This window comes from Xanthomonas campestris pv. campestris str. ATCC 33913 (assembly GCF_000007145.1).
GTDB lineage: Bacteria > Pseudomonadota > Gammaproteobacteria > Xanthomonadales > Xanthomonadaceae > Xanthomonas > Xanthomonas campestris.
The window spans coordinates 2,389,879-2,407,048 of the sequence record NC_003902.1 but is presented as its reverse complement, the minus strand read 5'-3'; the positions used below and the strand labels follow the sequence as shown (position 1 = coordinate 2,407,048).

Annotated in this window: 13 protein-coding genes and 1 other RNA gene; 7 read left to right on the top strand and 7 right to left on the bottom strand. The window is 64.7% G+C overall.

What is annotated here, in order from left to right:
- Positions 1-23 precede the first annotated feature (23 nt).
- Positions 24-635: an SCO family protein gene (locus XCC_RS10580; protein WP_228442175.1), complete on the bottom strand. Its 612-nt coding sequence runs from the start codon at positions 633-635 to the stop codon at positions 24-26.
- Positions 636-1,023: 388 nt separating this feature from the next.
- On the bottom strand, positions 1,024-1,455 hold the full coding sequence (locus XCC_RS10575) for a DUF2946 family protein (RefSeq protein ID WP_011037200.1): 432 nt from the start codon (positions 1,453-1,455) through the stop codon (positions 1,024-1,026).
- A gap of 310 nt (positions 1,456-1,765) precedes the next feature.
- Here XCC_RS10575 and XCC_RS10570 point away from each other — a divergent pair, with 310 nt between their 5' ends.
- Together XCC_RS10570 and XCC_RS10565 are read left to right on the top strand one after the other, a co-directional pair.
- Positions 1,766-2,641 (top strand): SDR family oxidoreductase, encoded by an 876-nt coding sequence (locus XCC_RS10570; RefSeq protein ID WP_011037199.1) that lies wholly within the window; start codon positions 1,766-1,768, stop codon positions 2,639-2,641.
- Positions 2,642-2,843: 202 nt separating this feature from the next.
- Positions 2,844-4,934, top strand: coding sequence for a M13 family metallopeptidase (locus XCC_RS10565; protein WP_011037198.1), 2,091 nt, complete (start codon positions 2,844-2,846; stop codon positions 4,932-4,934).
- 107 nt (positions 4,935-5,041) lie between these two features.
- Here XCC_RS10565 and XCC_RS10560 read toward each other — a convergent pair whose 3' ends face one another.
- On the bottom strand, positions 5,042-5,737 hold the full coding sequence (locus XCC_RS10560) for a thermonuclease family protein (protein WP_011037197.1): 696 nt from the start codon (positions 5,735-5,737) through the stop codon (positions 5,042-5,044).
- A gap of 237 nt (positions 5,738-5,974) precedes the next feature.
- Here XCC_RS10560 and XCC_RS10555 point away from each other — a divergent pair.
- A non-coding RNA gene (locus XCC_RS10555) (sX9 sRNA) lies at positions 5,975-6,049 on the top strand.
- 66 nt (positions 6,050-6,115) lie between these two features.
- Here the strand turns inward: XCC_RS10555 and XCC_RS10550 are convergent.
- From XCC_RS10550 to XCC_RS10540, 3 genes are all read right to left on the bottom strand, one after another.
- The gene (locus XCC_RS10550) at positions 6,116-7,153 is read right to left on the bottom strand and encodes a Gfo/Idh/MocA family protein (protein WP_011037196.1); all 1,038 of its coding nucleotides are present in this window, start codon (positions 7,151-7,153) and stop codon (positions 6,116-6,118) included.
- 215 nt (positions 7,154-7,368) lie between these two features.
- Positions 7,369-8,679: a PQQ-dependent sugar dehydrogenase gene (locus XCC_RS10545; protein ID WP_011037195.1), complete on the bottom strand. Its 1,311-nt coding sequence runs from the start codon at positions 8,677-8,679 to the stop codon at positions 7,369-7,371.
- Positions 8,676-9,092 (bottom strand): DUF2231 domain-containing protein, encoded by a 417-nt coding sequence (locus XCC_RS10540; protein WP_011037194.1) that lies wholly within the window; start codon positions 9,090-9,092, stop codon positions 8,676-8,678. Before XCC_RS10540 ends, XCC_RS10545 begins: the two co-directional genes overlap by 4 nt.
- 662 nt (positions 9,093-9,754) lie before the next feature.
- Here XCC_RS10540 and XCC_RS10535 point away from each other — a divergent pair.
- The 3 genes from XCC_RS10535 (at position 9,755) to XCC_RS10525 (ending at position 14,606) form a co-directional block, all read left to right on the top strand.
- A complete protein-coding gene (locus tag XCC_RS10535) occupies positions 9,755-11,026 on the top strand; it encodes a GAF domain-containing sensor histidine kinase (protein WP_011037193.1) in 1,272 nt (423 codons plus the stop codon).
- Positions 11,027-11,155: 129 nt separating this feature from the next.
- Positions 11,156-11,929 carry a DUF4440 domain-containing protein gene (locus XCC_RS10530; protein WP_011037192.1) on the top strand — a complete coding sequence of 258 codons (774 nt, stop codon included), beginning with the start codon at positions 11,156-11,158 and terminating at the stop codon, positions 11,927-11,929.
- A 712-nt stretch (positions 11,930-12,641) separates the two neighbouring features.
- On the top strand, positions 12,642-14,606 hold the full coding sequence (locus tag XCC_RS10525) for a beta-N-acetylhexosaminidase family protein (protein ID WP_011037191.1): 1,965 nt from the start codon (positions 12,642-12,644) through the stop codon (positions 14,604-14,606).
- Positions 14,607-14,822: 216 nt separating this feature from the next.
- Here the strand turns inward: XCC_RS10525 and XCC_RS10520 are convergent, their stop codons facing one another.
- Positions 14,823-15,425: an alpha/beta fold hydrolase gene (locus XCC_RS10520; protein ID WP_323473846.1), complete on the bottom strand. Its 603-nt coding sequence runs from the start codon at positions 15,423-15,425 to the stop codon at positions 14,823-14,825.
- Here XCC_RS10520 and XCC_RS10515 point away from each other — a divergent pair.
- Entirely contained in the window at positions 15,415-16,011 is a 597-nt protein-coding gene (locus tag XCC_RS10515) for a TetR/AcrR family transcriptional regulator (protein WP_016945305.1), read from the top strand. The genes XCC_RS10520 and XCC_RS10515 overlap by 11 nt on opposite strands.
- The last annotated feature ends 1,159 nt before the right edge of the window (positions 16,012-17,170 follow it).

Here is a 17,170-nt window from a genome sequence, read left to right as displayed (position 1 = left end):
GCGGTGTCGCACGATGGCGCCACTTACTGCAGTGCCAGCACCTGGCGAATATCGGCGGCAACGGTTTCAACCGTCTGCTCATGGGTGAGGCCAACGCATAATTTGCCTTCGCGATCGAACACAAAACTGCGGGTGGAATGGTCGATGGTATAGGTCTTGCCCATCGGCACCTTGGCATACACCACTTTCAGATTATCTGCCGCCACCCGAATCTCCCCTTCGCTGCCGGTGAGGCCGATGAAGTCAGGATCGAAGGCTTTGACGTAGGTGCGCAGCACGTTGGGAACATCGCGTTGCGGATCCAGCGTGGCAAAGGCGAATTGCACCTGCGCCGCATCTGCGCCCAACGCGCGTTTCACTTGCGCGGCACGCGCCAGGGTAGTCGGGCAGACATCCGGGCAATTGGTGAAGCCGAAGAACAGCACCAACACCTTGCCGCGAAAGCTGCGCAATGGCCGTGGAGTGCCTTCGGTATCTTTCAGATAGAAGTCCACGCCCCGCCCCATGCTGCTGAGGTCCGTGCCGGTGGGTGAGAACGAGCTCGCCCATTGTCCGCACCCAGCGATGGCACACGCCATGCCCAGCACGATGCCCCGTATTCCCAGCCGTTTCAGCTGGCTTACAACACCCCGCATGTGTAACTCCTTTCGTTGTCTGCAGACGGCATCGCCGCCCTGCGTACGCTGACCCTGAGGGTGAGCGCGTGGATAGGTTGCCGAATGCGACGCCCTAGGCGGCATCCGGTTCGATCGCGTTGTCGGATTCGCATGCTTTGCCTGGGCACCGCGGTTGGTTGGCGCGCGCGCTCGGTGACTGGCGCGGGTTGGCGCTGCGCTGGGACACACGCCTGATATCTGCCTCGGTGACCAGCGCCAAGGTTGGGAGCAAGGTCACCAAGACAACGCAGGGCGTTGCCGCCGCAGGTGGCGGCAGAGAAAAATACGACATACGAAACGCTCCAAAGCACGTAAAACGCAGCCAGCCGTGGGCAACGCCCAGCGCTGACACACTCACTCAGCGTATTCAGGCCTGCAGCGGTGGCCCACGTGGCGTATGCGCGCGCCATCGCGCCTTCAAGGACCCAGGCGCTACGGTTCCTTCGCCGGGAACGGCCGCGCGCAGTAACGGGAACACCAGCAAGACGACCAACAACCACGGCAATAGCCTTGCCGAGAGCACGCAGTAATCGCAGGCCAATGCTCCATGCGCTGCTCCATGATCTTCGTGGTGCATGCTGCCCGGCCAGGCATCCGGTGCTGCACTGTTGATGCTCGCCGGACTTTCACCGCCAGCGATCTTGGCAAGCAACAGCACCGAGCGCGTGGCATTGCCAGCCTGATCGGGTTGGCTCTGGCACAGCGGCGCATCCAGAAAACGCTGTGCGCCATTGAGTGTTCGGCTCACCAACGGCGCGCACACCAACAACACCACGGCCAGGCAGGCCAGGTGCTGCATCAATCGGCGCAAAGGGGGAAGTGGCGTGGACACCGGCGAAGTGTAATGAAAAAACAGCGGCCGGGCTGCGACGCATTGTCGCAGCGCCAGCCCAGCTCAGTGTCGGCGCGTTGCAGGGTAATGAGGGGGCGCCGTGGACCAGTGCTGCGTTGACAGATGGCAGCACAGCCGCCTGCATCGCTTCGACATGCAGCGCCTCTGCACGATGCGCGAAGCATTCAGCCAGTTTCCATTAGTGCAGTTGAAGTAACCGATGGACGCCTCCCATGCTCCGGCGCCATCCCTCCAACCGCTCACACAGGAGCATGCAATGACCTACATCATCCACGGTGCCACCGGCGCTCAGGGCGCCCCGGTCCTCACACAGCTGCTGGCTGCCGGAAAGCATGCCGTTGCAGCAGTGCGCGCCCCCGATGCGCATGCAGGCACGGCCGCCATCCGGGTCGACAACACCTCCGTGCAGTCGCTCACCGAGGCGTATCGCGGCGCGAAGGGTGTCTTTATCCATTTGCCGGTCGCCCCGGAAGAGGCGCGCCTTGCACAGGCGAATGCCATCGTCGCAGCGATCGCTGCGGCCAGGCCGGCACGGGTGGTGATCTCCACCAGCGGCAGCATCGTTGATGCCCCCGGCAACGCGCTGCAGGCGCCGGCAAGTGCGGCAATCACCCTGCTGATCGAAGGTGTGCAGGCCACTGGCGTCTCCACCGCGATAGTGGCGCCGCGGCTGTTCCTGGAGAACCTGCTGCTGCCCATGGTGATTGGCGGCGCGCGTGCCGAGGGCGTTCTCGGCTACCCGATTCGTGAGGATTTCGCGGTCTCCTGGAGTTCGCATCTGGATGTTGCCGAGGTAGTTGTGCGGTTGTTCGAGATGCCGGATTTACGCGGTGTGGTTGGCGTGGGTCACCTCCCCGGCCTGCTCGGGAGCGATCTCGCGGCCGGCATGGCGAAGCAGCTGCAGCGCAGCGTGGCTTTCCGCGCTGTATTACCGGCTGACTTCGGCAAACTTCTCGAGCCGATGCTGGGGCCGGCTGCCGCGGGGATCGCCGGTTTCTATCAGGCGCTCTGGCAGGCTTCGGCAAACACCATCGATCCGGCCAGCAGTGCCCAGCACTTGCTTGGGCTGAGCCCGCGCTCGGTGGCGCAGTGGTTGCGTGACGTTTCGGCATCGGCTGCAACACCCAGCTGACAACGGCCTGCATGCGGACGCAGCGCCCGTACGTGGCTGTGTTACCGCAGTTGGCAACATGCCGCGTAGCCCATCACGGGCTCGTAGTGACCCAGCGGACGTGAATCCGAAACCTACGCAATGCTCAACATTCTTCACTCAAGCCCCCGGGGTGCAAGGCAAGCCTGTACATTGCGGCTCCCTCCTCCCCTGCGATGGCGCCATGACTCTTTCCAGGAGCACATTGCTCGCCGTTGCCACCGTGATGGCGCTGAGCGCCTGCAAGCGCGATCCGGCCACAGCGCCAGGCCCAACCGCAACACCGGCAGCCGCACCGCAACACGCTCCACAGCGCGCAGCGTTTGACCCGCAGGAACTGCAGCCCACCATCAGCGCCTGCCAGGACCTCAACGGCTTCGTCAATTCCAAGTGGCTTGCCAAGACAACCATTCCTCCCGACGAAACGGAAGTCGGCAGCTACCCAACGCTGCAGGACGAAAGCGATGCTGCCCAGCGCGAGATCGTGGAGGCGCTGGGCCGATCGAAACCTGTGGAGGGTTCCGTTGAGCAACTGGTGGGCACGTTCTACGCGTCCGGTATGGACGAAGCCACGATCCAGCGCCTGGGCGATGCACCCATTCGCCCGCGGCTCGCGCAGATTGAAGCGCTGAAAACGCCGCAGGACGTTGCCAATTTCATTGCTGCACGCAATACCCAAGGTGCCGGGCTGGTCTTCAAGTTCGGCGCCTACCCGGATTTCCAGGATGCGTCGAAGGTGATCGCTTATGCCGAAGAGAACGGCATGACGCTGCCATCGAAGGCGTATTACACCGACTCGCGCTATGCCGACATTCGCAAAGCGTATCTGGATTACATCACCCAGTCCTTCGTCCTGGCCGGCGCGACGCCCGAGGCTGCAACAGTGCAGGCCAAGCAGGTCTTGCAGGTTGAAACGGCGCTCGCAGCGGCATCGCTGAGTCCGGTCGAAGCGCGCGACCCAAAGACCCAATACCATCTGGTCAGCGTTGCACAGGCCGACGCAGTGACGCCGCATTTCTCGTGGAAGGCGTATCTGGCCGCGCAGGGGTTGAGCACGGATCAGCGTTTCTCCCTCTCGCAGCCGCGCTTCTTTGCAGGCTTCGATCACTTGTTGAAGACCTTGCCCGTCTCGCAATGGCAGGCCTATTTACGCTTTCGTGCGATTGACGATGCGGCGTTCGCCCTGAGCAAGCCGTTTGTCGATAACCGCTTCGCGTTCCGCTACAAGACCATGGACGGGCAGCAGGCGCAGCGGCCGCGCTGGAAGCGCGTGCTGTTTGCGACCAATGAAGCCATCGGCGAGGGTCTTGGCCAGCTGTATGTGGCAAAGATGTTCACCCCCGAAGCCAAGCAGCGCGCAACAGAGCTGATCGAAAACATCCGCCAGGCACTCAAGCTGCGGATCCAGCAGGCAGACTGGATGACAGCGGAGACCAAGTCCGCTGCATTGAAGAAATGGGCAGGATTCGTCGTCAAGGTTGGCTACCCGGATCACTGGCGCAGCTGGTCGGGCCTGCACTTCGAGCGCGACGCCTATTTACGCAATGTGGAAACAGCCGCGGCGTTCAACTATCGCTATGAGCTTGCCAAGGTCGGCAAGCCAGCGGACCGGACCGCGTGGTTCACCACGCCGCAAACCGTCAACGCGTTCTATTTTTCGCTGGACAACAGCATCAATTTCCCGGCGGCGGTCTTGCGTCCTCCCTTCTTTGATGTGACCGCGGACGACGCGCTGAATTACGGCGCCATTGGTGCCGTGATGGGACACGAGGCGACCCACGGCTTCGACGATCAAGGCAGCAAGTTCAATGCGGTTGGCACCAACGTCAACTGGTGGGCACCGGCCGATCGGGCCGCCTTCACTGCGCGCGCCAGCAAGCTGGTCACCCAGTTCAACGCCTACACCCCGCTGCCGAACAAGCCGGACGTGCACGTCAACGGCGAACTGACGCTGGGAGAGAACATTGCCGACCTCGGTGGCATCAATATTGCGTTCGATGCGTTGCAGGCCAATCTACAGCGGCATCCAAAGCGTGGTGCGGATATCGATGGATTTACGCCGCAACAGCGGTTCTTCCTCGGCTGGGCAAGACTGTGGCGCGGCACCATGCGCGAGGAGAAGCAGCTCAGCTTGCTCAGCTCGGATGGTCATGCGCCCTACGCGGTCCGCACGAATGCATCGCCGTCGAATATGCCGCAGTTCGCCACCGCGTTTGGATGCAAGCCGGGCGACGCGATGGTCCGATCGGAACAGGACCGCGTCGTGATCTGGTAAGACCATACCTGCGCCTGCGGGAGGACGCAGACACGGGTTCGCTGCATTGGCGGGCCCGTGCAGCGCTATACGCGCCTACGGGTTTTGATCGGCGAATGCGCTGCAGATCAACGCTGCGCCGGGCGCCAGCCCGCATCCAGTGCTTCCCTGACGCTGCAGAACATCCGCTCGCCATGGGCCGGGGCGATGCGTGTCTTTGCGTAGTCGCGCTGTCCGGGCAAATGGAAGATCTTGGCGCCCTTCGCCGAGACATTGCCCTTGATGGTGCAGCGGGCATTGCTCGGTGCGGACGTGCCTGCCGCAGGCTTGGCAGACGCACTGCGTTTGGCGCGCCGGTACTCCGATGGGGTCTGGAAGCTGCCGCTCCACAGCTGGCTCGCCTGCTGGCGGGCAATGGCTTCGTCAGCGACAAATGCCGTGGCATATTGCCGATACGCCACGGCCCAGCCCGAACGCACCATCCACGCGTTGATCGACTGGCCTTGCACGAAGCACTCGGCCACGATGCGCCCGTAGCGATCTGTATCCTTGGGCTGGCAGCGTACCGTCTTGTCCTGCACGTATGCGTCCAGTGCAGCTGCGGCGCGCCGGCCGCACGGCCATGCCTGGCCATTGCGGGCGGTGCATTGCTGCGCGCTCTCCGGCGCGTCGATCCCCCACAGACGAATGCGCTGCTGCGCCACGGTGAGGGTATCGCCATCGGTGACGGTGGCGCGACCGATCAGGTCTGCCGCCAAGGCGGGTGAAACGGTGAGCACACCAATAACGCACAACCAAGCTCTGAACCACATCAACAACAACATCCTTCTACATCAGGCAGCGCAGGACATCCGTGCGCGCTGGCCTTGGTGCAACGTTGCGGTTGCGTGTGACGTCGAGCAATCCATCGGGCTCGACACCAGGGCAGACACCACCGTCTGCCCTGCCTTGGGGCAGGCACTTTAGCGGTTACCGGCAGGGATTGGCAGTGCGGTGTTAAGAGCAGCTATCAAAACGACTGCGCAGCCGCCAGGCGGGCGCGGCCGGTGCTCGGAATCGGCATGTACCCACGTACATTCCGGTTCCTCCGCGCCATCCGCACCCACCTGACGACTGCTCGCTACGTTTTGTTAGCCGCTCTAAATGGTGCGCCCAACCCGGCGGCGATATGGGCACTGTGCACGCACGTTGCTGCTGCGCCCCTAACTGCGCATGCCCAGCTGCGCGCGTGCGGTGTCCAGTGTGGTCATGATCTGCACCACTTCGTCGAGTGGATGCAGCGGCGATTCGGTGCGACCTTCGCCGATGAAACGCGCGGCAGCGGTCGCTTGCCAGCAGAGCCCGTCATAGCCGCGGATGCCGGTCGGGTCCTGCCACAGCGCTGCGGCAGTGGCATCGCTGTTGCCTGCCAGCTGCAGCGTGGTGGGATTGTGGAACGAGGCGCCCAGGTCGACGCGCGCCTCGGTGCCGCTCACGTAAGCCGTGGACGTACTGCGGCCAACGATCGAGCTGATCAAGGTGGACTGCGCGTGTTGGCGGTGCGAGAGCACCAATGTGGAAAATGCATCCACGCCGGTGTCAGTGAGTGCGCCGGTTGCGGTGATGGCCGTCGGTGTGCCGAGCAGCATCGACGACAGCTGCACGGTGTACACACCCAGGTCGAGCAAGGCGCCGCCACCCAGCGCCGGATTGCGCTGCCGATGCGCAGGATCGCTGGGCCCCAACTGACTCAGGTCCGCAAAGACGTGGCGCACGCTGCCAAGCGCGCCGCTCTCGGACAGGGCCCTGAGCACCAGCGCATGCGGCAGGTAACGGCTCCACATCGCCTCCATCAGAAACAACCCACGTGCGCGGGCTTCCTGCACCAGCACACGTGCGTCCGCCGCGCAGGTGGTGATGGGTTTTTCGATCAGCACATGCTTGCCAGCGCGCAATGCGAGCAAGCCCTGCGCCAGATGTTCGCTGTGCGGCGTGGCGATGTAGACGATGTCGACCTGGGGGGCGTCCACCAGTGCCTGGTAACTGTCGTACGCTCGCGGGATGGACCAGGCCTGTGCAAACGCCTCCGCACGTGCCCGCGAGCGCGAGGCCACCGCGAACGGCTGTTGCCGGGTATGGCCGCGCATGGCCTTGACGAAAGCTGTGGCGATGACGCCGGGGCCCAGAATGCCCCAGCGCAGCGATGGCTCGCCCTGGTTGGCAACAAATAGCGCGGGTTCGGGAAATGTCAGCGATGGCATGCATGGCCCTTTCTATGACTGGCGCGATGGTAACAAAGCGCCGTTCCATCATCGTGCGTGTGCCTCGTTCGAACGTTGGCCACGACACCTCATGCCATGCCAGCGCGTTTTTCGAACAGCACGCCTACTCCACACACCGACCATGCCAACGCGCATCGGCCGTGTGCCCGCCTCCTTCGAAGCGGGCACACCGATTCAACGCCGTTGAATGCCGATCAGGGAGCGGCCGGCTTCGCAGCCGGAGTCACACGCCAGATGGTGTTGGCCAGATCGTCGGCCACGATCAGCGCGCCACGCGGATCCACGGTGACGCCGACCGGGCGGCCACGGGTCAGCCCGTCGTCGCCGTGGAAACCGGAGACGAAGTCGATCGGGTCGCCTGCCGGGCGGCCGTCGCGGAACGGCACGAACACCACCTTGTAGCCCGCCGGCGGATCGCGGTTCCAGCTGCCGTGCTCGCCAACGAAGACACCGTCTGCGAATTTTTCGCCCATGGCCGCCGACGAGAACGCAACGCCGAGTGCAGCCACATGCGAGCCCAATGCGTAATCCGGTGCAATGGCGGAGGCCACTTTTTGCGGATCCTGCGGCATCACGCGCGTATCCACATTCTTGCCCCAATAGCTGTAAGGCCAGCCATAGAAGCCACCTTCGCGCACGGAGGTCAGATAATCGGGCACCAGATTCGGACCGATCTCGTCGCGCTCGTTGACCACGGCCCACAGCGCGCCGCTCCCCGGCTGGATCGCCAGCGCGGTGGGGTTGCGCAGGCCGGTGGCATAGGCCTTATGTGCGCCGGTGGCGGCATCCACCCGCCAGATGCGTGCGCGATCGACTTCGGCGGGCATGCCGCGTTCGGTGATGTTGCTGTTGGAGCCGATGGCGACATACAGATAGCGCCCGTCGGCGCTGGCGGTGAGCGCCTTGGTCCAGTGATGGTTGATGGCAGACGGCAGCTCGGTCACCACCGTTGGCGCGCCGCTGGCCTTGGTCTGGCCTTCGCTGTAATCGAAGCGCACCAGCGCGTCCTGGTTGGCTACGTACAAGGCGTTGCCGATCAGCGCCAACCCGTAGGGCGCATTGAGCTTGTCGGCAAACACGGTCTTGAGTTCGTAGGTGCCGTCGCCGTCGGCGTCGCGCAACAACGTCAGCCGGTTGCCGCTCTTTACCGAACTGGTGCCTTTGGCCTTGATCTTGCCGGCGATCACGTCCTTGGGCTTGAGATTGGGCGCACCGCCGCCGCGTCCTTCGGCCACCAGGATGTCGCCATTGGGCAGCACCAGGGTCTGGCGCGGAATGCCCAGGCCGGTCGCAATTGCAGACACGCTGTAGCCAGCCGGCACGGTGGGACGGCGGTCGTTCCATGCGGCGGGTTTGGCAATCAACATGTCGGGCATCAAGCCACGGTACGGTGACGGCAACTCCGGCGCAGCGCCGTGCTGCTTGGCATCCGGTGCCTGGCCGCAGGCGGCCAGTGCAGTGGCCAATGCGGACACCGCCAACACAGCGAATGGACGGCGGCTCATCGTGCACCTCCGGTGCGCAGACTGGCGAAGCCCGCCCAGGTGGCCAGCAGCGCCAACAGCGTGACGATGACCGACAACACCAGTGCCATCGGCATGATCGCCCAGGCGTCGCGCGCATGATGCAACGCGTTCCAGAAACCGATCACCCAGGTGGCCACCAACGCAACGACATACAGCACATGCCGGCTACCGCGCACGAGCCCGACGATGCCGCAGAGCAAGGCGATGCTGGTGAATACCATCGCGCCGACCAGCAGCCAGGAGGCGAAGTTGCTCCACTGAATCTGGTAGCTGCTCCAGTACGCGTAGTCGCTCAGCAACGCGCCCAGGAACAGCGGCAACACGCCCCCCAGCACGGCTGCATGAAACGGGTGGATGGCCCATGTTCGTGGCGGGACAGCAATCGACTGCATGGCGGGCTCCTCTATAACGGTGTTTGGAATGCGCCGATGCTGCCACTGCGGTGTGCTAAGGCTTGTGATGTTTGCGGATGCAGCGGCGCGCGTCGTCGCGTGATCGCACGCGTCAGGCGGTTGGTCATGTGTGTACGCGCGTTGCCGGTGCGCGCACGCGACGCGCCAGGCAATAGTCCTTGGTGCATGCCCACAGGAACAACGACGCCACCGATGCACAAGACGGCGCTCGACATGTTCGTCATCGGCATCGGCATCATCTGAAAGCACCAAGCGCACGCAACCACCATGCGTTGTTGAACAGACTGGGCTGCCGAACCGACTTGCTGATCGAAGTCGCCTGCTGTGCTCCTGCCCCTACCCATTCCCCACTCTCGATTCCCGATTCCCCATCTCAGCGACGAATGCGGTCCGCCGATGCCGGGCATCGTGATCCAGCACCCACTGTCTGGATCGCTCTGTCCTCTTGATGCAAGCAATGCAGTCCAGGCCATCACAACGCCCCGGCCGCAGGCCCCGCCGCCTGCTCCGTCCATCTGGCAGCTCTGTTCGTTTGCCTGCCACTGCTCAGCTTGCAGGCAATTGGCACTAGACTGGCGCCACTTTGCGCCGCGCGGACTGATCAGCCCGCTTCTGCGCCCTTCCGGCCCGCGAGACGCACCATGCGCCCTTCCTCCGCTCCATCCGCGCTGAATGCCATCGCCGAGATCGAAAGAATCTCCGCCGTGCCGCAGATCCTGGAAACCGTTGCCCACATCACCGGCTCGCGGTTCACCGCCGTGGCCCGCGTCACTGACACCAGCTGGGTGGCCTGCGCCACCTACGACACGCTGGGGTTTGGCCTGAAGCCCGGCGGCCAGCTGGAAGTGGAATCGACCATCTGCCACGAGATCCGGCTGTCGCCCAAGCCGGTCATCTTCAGCCATGCCAGCCAGCATCCTGTCTACGCGCACCACCACACGCCCAAGTTGTACGGGCTGGAGAGCTATGTGTCGGTGCCGATCTTCCGGCGCGATGGCGGCTTTTTCGGCACGCTGTGCGCGATCGATTCCGCACCGGCCAACTTCGACGAAGCACATATCCTGAAGTCGCTGGAGTTCTTCGCCCTGCTCATCGGCAACTCGCTGGAAACCGAAGAAAAGCTGCAGCAGGCGGCAACGGCGCTGTCTGCGGCCAACGATGCAGGCGAGCTACGCGACCAGTTCATCGCCGTGCTGGGCCACGATCTGCGCAGCCCGCTGCAGTCGATCAGCATGGCCACCGAAATGCTGCAGCTGGAGCCGCAATCGCCACGTGGTGCGTCGCTGCTTGGGCATATCCGCACCAGCCTCACCCGCATCGGCGGGCTGGTGGATGACGTGCTCGACTTCGCGCGCGGCCGCCTGGGTGGCGGCATTCCGGTCACCTTGCGGGTGGAAGATGCGCTGGAGCGTCGACTGCTGGAGGTGGTGCAGGAAGTCTGCTCCGCCACCGGCCGCACCGACCTGCATGCCGACATCCACATTGGCGGCGAGATCGTCTGCGACGCGCCGCGGTTGTCACAGCTGTTCGCCAACCTGCTCAGCAATGCGGCCGTGCACGGCACGCCCAGCATTCCGGTCACCCTGCGCGCCTGGCAGGCTGCCGGCATACTGCACCTGAGCGTGCACAACGGCGGCGTGATTGCGCCGGAAAAGCGCGCCAAGTTGTTCAGCCCGTTCTCGCGCGACGACGACGACGCGCCGCAACCAGGTCTGGGGCTCGGGCTGTATATCGCGGCGGAAATCGCCAAGGCGCACGAGGGCCGCTTGTCGGTGAGCTCGGACCTGTTGGCCGGCACCACCTTTACCTTCGAGATGCCGGTCGCACCGGCGCAGCCACAGCACAGCGTGCATGCCGGCGACGAAGACGCGCTGGCCCGCGACGACGCACGCCCGCGCGCGATGCAGGGCTAACACCTGCGTTGTACTGACACGCGCAACGTCATCGCCCACGCCGATCGGCACGGTGACTTCCGGGCGGCGCGTCGCGCAGGCGCGATGGCCTAGCCTCGCTGATCGATGCACCCGCATCAGGAGTGACGCATGCCGCTGAGATCGGTCCGGACCACGCTCGCGGCCTTCGTGCTGGTCGCCCTGGCACCTGTCGCCACCGCCGCCACGCAGGATGAAGAAGCGGCCGTACGCGCCGCCGATGCCGCTTTCTGGAAGGCGTATAACGCGTGCGACCTGCCTGCCGCCGGCAAGCTGTTGAGCGCAGATGTGGAGTTCTATCACGACAGAACCGGGCTGACCCGGACACGCGACGGGTTGATCGAATCGTTGCGCAAAGGCCCCTGCGCCGATCCCAACATGCGGTTGCGCCGCGAAGCGATCGACACCAGCCTGGCGTTCCACCCGCTCAGCGGCGGCTTTGCACTGTTATCCGGCCAGCATCGCTTTTACGTGCAGCGGGCCGGCGCGCCAGAGTCGCTGGATGGCCAGGCATCCTTCACTACCGTGTGGATCGCCGATGGCGGGCAATGGCGCATGCATCGCGTGCTCAGCTACTCACATGGCCCGGCACCGTACATGCCGCCAGCGCGCACCCTCACCCTCCCCGCTGCGACGCTGGCGCGCTACGCCGGCCAGTATCGGTCCGCACGCATCGGCAGCATCGTGGTCGTGGCCGATGGGGACCATCTGCGGCTCACCGCCGGCAGCTTTGTCGCCACCTTGTATCCAGAATCGACCACCCGCTTCTTCGCGATGGAACGCGACCTGCGCTTTGACTTCGAAGCCGATGCCGCCGGCGCAATCGTCGCGCTGGCTGCCTACGAGCACGGCGAGGTCAGCGACCGTGCAGTGCGCGAGCCCTAGCCCTAGCCGCGGCGGTGCAGCCACCCCGCGCAGTGGCAACCCCACCCATTCCGCTCATCCTCACCACGACCATTCGGCCGCCCCGGCGACTGCAGGTCATGGATCGCTTCGAGCCCCGTCCCTGCACGTCTAGCCCCTCATCTACTGAGGTAGCAGGCATCTGATGATGGTTCGGGTAGCACTGTTGATCACCACCTTGAGCGCGACCGTGATCGGCCTTGCACAGGCCGCGCCCGCCGCTGAGGCGCAACGCCAGGCTGCCAAGCAGCCCGCAGATGCTCATCGCGACCACGCCGGCCAACTGCAGCAACTCCGGCACGCTGTCTTCGCTGGGCCGGGCCACATATGCGATCGCCAGGAACAGCGCCCACCCCAGGGCCTGCAGCAAGACAAACATCGGTTTTACGCGAACCATCGTGGCTCTTCCCTGGCAAGCATCGTGCCGCGCCCATCCCGTCATGGGGACCTGCACCGGCACACGGCGCCGGGCGGGAGCGAAGCATAGGACCGCATTCGGTCAACTGCATCGTTTAATGCCGGCCAGCGCACCAAGCGTTGCGGTGGCCGGCCGGGCGCGCCGGCAGGGCTGCGCAGCGTCGCGCGCGCCGGTCGTGCGTGGTTGCCGCCCCACTAAAGCCATGCCTCGACTTGCCCTGCATTGGTAGATACCATCCAAGATAAATCAAATACCAATTTGGCATGGAGATCTTTGATGCGACACCGCCGATCGTTTCGTATTGAAGCCGTGCTGACCGCCGCAGCGCTGGCCGCTGCCGTGCTCCCGGGCGCCGCTGCTGCCGAGTCCGCCACGCCGGCGACTGCGCCGGCGGTGTTTCCGGCGCCAACATCGCTGCGCTTGCTCGGGCCGGAGCTGAGCTTGGGCACGTCGGTCGTGCTGGTGCGCCCCAAAGGCACCGACGCGGCCTCCGAAGCCTTGGTACGCAAGGTGCTTACCACCGCCGGTGTGCGCAAGATCCGTGTCGCCACCACACCCGCCAGCGCGCCAGGCATCGTGCAGGTGGTGCTGGGCCTGAGCGAGACCGCCAGCGTGCGCAGCGCACTGGAACAGACCGGCGCTGCGCTGCCCGAGCGTGACGAAGCCTATGCACTGGGCAGCCGCGCCAGCGGCAGCGGCGTCACCATCGTGCTGGCCGGCAAGGACAGCGATGGCCTGTACCACGCGGCGCAGACCTTTCGGCAATTGGTGACCGCCGGGCAGATGCCGTCGGTGGCCATCGCCGATGCGCCGGCCATGCCGGTGCGCGGCTCGATCGAAGGCTTCTACGGCAAGCCCTGGAGCATGGCCGAGCGTGAGGACCACCTTGCCTTCCTCGCCCGCTTCAAGGCCAATACCTATATCTACAGCCCCAAGGACGACGTGTTCGCCCGTGAGCGCTGGCGCGAGCCCTACCCCGCGGCCACGCTCAAGGCACTGGGCAAGGTGGTGGAGGTTGCCAATCGCGAGCACATCAACTTCGTCTACGCGCTCTCGCCGGGCCCTTCGGTCTGCTACAGCGATCCGGCCGAGCTGGACGCCATCCGCCGCAAGTTCAGCGCATTGCGCAAACGCGGCGTGCGCAGTTTCTATGTCGCCTTCGACGATATCGAATACACCAAGTGGAACTGCAAGGCCGACGAAGCCGCCTTCGGCCCGTCTGGCGAACAGGCCGCGGCCACCGCGCAGGCTAAGTTGCTCAACGCCGTGCAGGCAGATATCGCCGCGGCCGGCCACGGCTCGCTGATCATGGTGCCCACCGAATACTTCAACGCCACTGTGTCGCCGTACAAGACCACGCTGCACAAGGCACTGGATCCGCGCGTGGTCATTCAATGGACCGGTACCGACGTGGTGCCCGCCTCCATCTCGGTAACCGACGCGCGCAACGCGACCAAGGCCTTCGGCCGCAAGACGCTGCTGTGGGACAACTACCCGGTCAACGATTTCGCCGAAACCACCGGGCGCCTGCTACTCGCCCCCTACGACCGCCGCCAGGCAGGGCTGTCGGCGGAGCTGAGCGGCATCGTCTCCAACCCGATGAATCAGGAAGTGGCCAGCCGGCCGGCGGTGGCGGGCTTGCTCGCCTTCGCCTGGAACGATGTTGGTTATGACGCACAGCGCACCTGGCGTTATGCGGCGCGCGATCTGGCCGGCAACGACCCGGTGGTGACCCAGGCCTTGCTGACCTTCTTCGACACCCAGCACGTCGCCCCGACCTTCGGCCACCTGCCCTGGCAACCGCAGGCGCCGCGCCTCAAGGCACTGGTCGATGACGCACGTGATGCGCTGGCCAGCGGCGACCAGGCGGCGATCACCCCGGCACTGCACGCACTCGCCAGCGCCGCCGATGCACTGGCGGCCGCGCCGGCGCAGATTCGCGCCGGCAGCACCACTCAGGCCTTCGTCCGCGAGGCCGCCCCGTGGCTCACCGCAGCACAGTTGTGGGGCCAGTCATTGCGCCGCAGTGTCGACGGCGTCTCAGCTGCGCTCGCTGCCAACTCGCAAGCAGCCACCCAGCAGTTCGATGCGGCCAAGCAACTCGCCGAACAGGCGGCCGCCATCCAGTCCATCCCCGGCGCCACCCGTTTCGCCGGCCCGGTGAAGGTGGCAGACGGCGTGCTGGACAGCTTCGTCAAGGACGCCCCTGGCTTGGTGTACGTGCCAACTGCGCAGGAGTAATCGCAAGTTGGTGCGTTGCATGCGTTGCATGCGCTGCGGTGGTGGCAGCGCCCATCGTGCTTGCATCAGTGTTGCGCATGATGGGCGATCGCCGTGCCGCTGCTTGATCGGTACCTGCACGCCCAAGGCCTTCCGTTCGGCTTTACCTGTCGTGGCGCGCAGTCAACGCGTGCGCGATTGCAGTGGCGACCGCGCCGAGCCACCGCAGCGCGCCGATCACCGATCCAAAAACGCCAGCACGCTCGCGACGAACGCGGCGTGGTACTGGAATGCCGCGCCGTGGCCGGCGTCCTGGTAGACGATCAGCTGCGCGTGGCGAATGCGCCTGGCCAGCGCTTCGCTGTGCACGGGCGGCACCAGGCGGTCGTGATCGCCGGCGGTGATGAGCACCGGCATGGTGAAGTTGGTGAGGTCTTGCGCGGGTTGTCGCGCCCATGCCTTGATCGCCTGCAGTTGCCGCCAGAACGCGCGCGGGCTGAGCGGTTTGTCGCGGTGCTGCGTGCGCTCGGCGAGGCGATCCAGGAACGCGGTTGCGGCGTGCCGCCCGCGCTGGCTGGCGGTGGAAAACAGGAAGTACTTTGGGTCGCGGCGCGTCAACGCACCCTTGAGAATCTGCGGCAGGCTGATTGCGCCCACCTTGTCGATCCCCGCGCCGCCGGCCGGGCCGCTGCTGGCCAGGATGAGCTTGCGCACACACTGCGGTGCCTGCCGCACGATGTCCTGCGCCACGAAACCGCCGAACGAGGTGCCGAGCAGATCAACCTGTGCGATGCCCAGGCTGCCGATCAGCGCGATCATGTCGTGCGCCATGGCGGCGATCGTCAGCGGCGCGGTGCCGCCCGAGCCGCCGATGCCGCGGGCACATATCGTCGAGACCGCGGCTGCGCTGTTTCGCGAGCGCGGCTACGACGGCGTGGGCGTGGCCGAACTGATGGCCGCGGCCGGCTTCACCCATGGCGGCTTCTACAAGCACTTCCGCTCCAAGGCGGACCTGATGGCCGAGACCGCCGCACTGGGTTTTTCCAAGACCGCTGCCGCCTCCGATGCGGTGGATGTGGCCGAATTCCTCAGCGATTACGTCTCGCGCAAGCACCGGGATAGCCGTGCACGCGGCTGCACCATGGCCGCGCTCTGTGGCGACGCCGCGCGGCAACCCGAGGCCATCAAGGCCGAATTCGCCAGCGGCATCAGCACGTTGCTGGACACGCTGGCCAACGCCGACGACGCGCGCAACGCTGCACAACGGCAGCAGGTGCGCGCCGACACCATCGACCGGTTGGCCCACGCGATCGGCGCGGTGGTGCTCTCGCGCGCCTGCCCGGACGATTCACCACTGGCAGACGAGATCCTGGAGGTCTGCCGCAGGAAGATCCTGGCTGCCCTGCCCGGGCAGCCAGCCAGGTAACGGGCGCGCTTAGCGACAGTGACACGGTCGGGCCCGGCTGAGACGCCGCGATCCGCTGCGACGGCCGTGCTGATGACCGAGATCGCCATGCATGTGGCCTGCCTGCGTCAGCGGCGCCCCTCGCCCGCTGCCTTTGGTGAACCGACGTCACCCCGCCACTTGGCTGCCGCAGCACTGAGATGCAGACAGCGTGGACCTTGCACCTGGCTGGATAGCTGGCTTGCGTCCGTCTACACGTGGTGCGCGCCGCTCAGGCAGCGGGAATCAGCTGAACGGCGCTGAACGGACCTGTGTTCGGACGGAAGCTCCGCCGAGAGCCCCGCTGAGCGGGAATCCGAGGCCTGTCGGCGCTGCTGCCCATCACTGCCTGGGCGAATGCAGCTGCTGGTTCGGCGTAACGCAGACGCCACCAGGCAGACGCCGCTCCGGATTCCAGTAAAGGCCGCTATGCATCGCGGGAACCAAACTGAGTAGCCCGGGTCCTGGCATCTACATCGCGCGATGCGTGCCGCAGATGGACACGTCGGTGGACGCTTTATTCAAATGGCGTACTCAGCCAGAGAATGGTGACGGTCGAGGGCGTCTGCAATCGTCGTCATTCAAACGCTCATTTGCTAGGCTGCGGCGCGTTGGCATGCGTACGGCATCCAAGCTCGAAATCCGCAGAAATCCGCAGAAATCCTGCTGAAAAACCGGATCGTCCTGTGCGTGGAGCACATTTCCCGAATTGTCAGCGCCAGGCATTTTCACTAGATCGCGATGGATAACGGCGCTGATTAAATTGGTGAGTCAGCGTCTTCGGCCAAGCGCACCCCGGGCAGCTCGATATAACCGTCTTCCAAATGCTTTAAACCAACCCATATAACAAGGCACCTTATCGACCTCTAATTTCGATGGATCGATGCGCATGAGTGCGGCCAGTTTATTCCTGAAAATAAACTGCGAGCAGCCCTGCATGTGCGCACGCCCAGAGCCACGCTCTATTCCGATAGTGTGCAAGCTAGAGTTCGCTAACTACAGTAGCGTCCGTCTTTACTGGTTGAGTTCGTTATCTACCGCTGCGTGGTAGGTGAATTGCCTACATCTACGATCGTCTTCCCTGATGCCATGCGACTTCGATCGCATTTAGGATGCTCGCCGTTTCGCCGCAAAGAATAAA